Source organism: Mycobacterium ostraviense (assembly GCF_002705925.1).
Taxonomy (GTDB): domain Bacteria; phylum Actinomycetota; class Actinomycetes; order Mycobacteriales; family Mycobacteriaceae; genus Mycobacterium; species Mycobacterium ostraviense.
Genome location: NZ_NKRE01000001.1, coordinates 4,489,089 through 4,491,284 on the forward strand (window position 1 = coordinate 4,489,089; position 2,196 = coordinate 4,491,284).

The 2,196-nt window shown below is 66.0% G+C and carries 1 protein-coding gene and 2 pseudogenes; all 3 read right to left on the reverse strand.

Going from position 1 to position 2,196, the window contains the following annotated elements:
* Nucleotides 1–288: pseudogene (locus CDN38_RS32255) on the reverse strand (ABC transporter ATP-binding protein); the annotation flags it as partial.
* A 144-nt stretch (nt 289–432) separates the two neighbouring features.
* The gene (gene tnpB / locus CDN38_RS21000) at nt 433–1,812 is read right to left on the reverse strand and encodes an IS607 family element RNA-guided endonuclease TnpB (RefSeq protein WP_075509672.1); all 1,380 of its coding nucleotides are present in this window, start codon (nt 1,810–1,812) and stop codon (nt 433–435) included.
* Nucleotides 1,812–2,084 (reverse strand): annotated as a pseudogene (locus tag CDN38_RS21005) (IS607 family transposase); the annotation flags it as partial. The pseudogene CDN38_RS21005 and the gene tnpB, both read right to left, overlap by 1 nt.
* Between the last annotated feature and the right edge of the window lie 112 nt (nt 2,085–2,196).

The following is a 2,196-nucleotide window of genomic DNA, read 5'->3' on the forward strand; positions in this document are numbered from 1 at the left end:
GCACAGCACCAGTTGGGCCATGACCACCAGGACCAGCAGCGGCATGCCCCGATCGGCGTTGCCGATCAGCGCCGAGATCAGCAGGCCGATGATCATCGAGACCACGGTGACGGCAACGACGGCCACCGCCACCTCGACTGTCGGCCAGGGCAGCACGACCGATTGGTCCGGTGCGGGCAGGAACGCTGGGCCCAGGAATCCGAGGATGAGTCCTTGGATGGTGGTGAGTGCGGTCAGGACGACGAGTTTGGAGGCGAGGTAGGCGCTGGCGGATAGGCCGATGCCGTGTCATCAGCCTCAGCCGAACGACCAATCGTCCACACCCGATTCGGTGTGGCATGCCAGACCCGCCCACCAGCACGCACCTCCAACCGGGGCACCTCCCTCACAACCGCCTCGGTCCTACCGTTGCGAGTGAGTGATCTTTAGTGGTCACGCGACTCGCACCCCATCTCGGGGTTGTTCCCCGGCCAAGTGGCCGGTTCCCTTCCGCGCTTCACAGCCACCAGCCCGGCGAGGCCGGGTCTTACGGTCGGCTCCACGCTTGACGGCGGCCCCAACTGGGCCGACGACGCTAACGGTGTCCTCGTAGCGTGCGAGGTTGATCGCGGCGCAGTCGTCACGTTGATGCGTAGCCGAACAGGTCTGGCATTGCCAGTGTTCGGACCATCCGATGTCCTGCACGTGCCCGCAGGCGTGGCAGGTTTTCGACGACGGGAACCAGCGGTCAGCAACGACCAGCTGACACCCGTACCAGCCTGCCTTGTAGGACAGGTGGCGCCGTGGTGTGCCCAGGGCCGCATCGGCGAGTCCGCGCCGGCGAGCGCGGGCACCCGAGAGGCCCTTGTGCCGCAGCATCCCTGAGGCGTCCAAACCTTCAACCACGATGTGGCCGTGGGTTTTGGCCAACCGTGTTGTCAGGACGTGCAGGTGGTGAGTGCGGACGTCGTTGACCCGGCGGTGCAACCGGGATATCTGGGTGGTGCGCTCACGGTAGCGCCGTGAGCCTTTCGTGCAGCGCGACCGTGCCCGGCACAGCTGGCGCAGCTCGCGCAACGCAGCGTCGAGTGGTCGTGGGTTGGGCAACTGGTCGATCACCATGCCCTCAGCGGTGCCGACAGTCGCCAACCGCCGCACCCCAATATCGACACCAACCCGCGAATCAGGTAGCGCGATGCCGGCTTGCTGGCGGCGTTGGACAACCACCCGCACGCTCGCATCCAAGCGAGTCCCGTTACGGCGCACCGAGATCGCGAGCACCCGAGCCCGCCCGGCACCGATGAGGCGTTCGAGGCGGCGGGTGTTCTCGTGGGTGCGGACAGTGCCGATCACCGGCAGCGTGAGATGGCGGCGGTCGGGTTCGACACGCATCGCTTCGGTGGTGAAACACACCCGGTCGGCGTCACGGCCCTTCTTCTTAAAGCGCGGGAAACCAACCCTCTTGCCGGCACGCTTGCCGGCGCGGGAGGTCTGCCAGTTCCAGTACGCGTCGACCGCCCCCGTGATGCCGTCGGCGTAGGCCTCTTTCGAGCATTCAGGCCACCACACCGCACCGGTCTCCGCGTTGACGCACACGTCGTTTTTTACCGTGTTCCAGCGTTTCCGCAGTACCCGCAGCGACGGTTTCGCCATCTCGGCGCCGGTCTCACGCCATGCGTGGATATCGGCTTTGAGGGTAGCGACGGTCCAGTTGTATGCCTTGCGCCGTGCTCCGAAATGCCTTGCCAGCGACTTGACTTGCTCCTCGGTCGGGTCCAGCGTGAACCGAAACGCCTGCACCGTCCAGCCCTCAGGAACCTCGAACTTCGCCATCAGGCCGCACCCCGCTCCTCGGTCGCTGCGGCAGCAGCCAGTGCACGCTTGGCGCGATTGCCGGCCGCCCGCTTGCCATAAAGCCGCGCACACATCGAGGTCAGGACCTCGGTCATGTCCCGTACCAGGTTGTCATCGACCTCAGCGGCGTCCACCACGACCAACTCTCGGCCCTGTGCGGCCAACGCGGCTTGCACGTATTCCGATCCGAACCGGCAGAACCGGTCCCGGTGCTCCACCACGATCCGGTACACCGACGGGTCGCGCAGCAGCGGTCACCCGGGCCACCTGTGGTTCCCCCCAAATCGTGGAGGTTTCCTCTATGCGGCTTCCCGGTTGGTGGCCGCAGCGTTCTCGTAGTTGATGGGGCTGACCATCCCGATC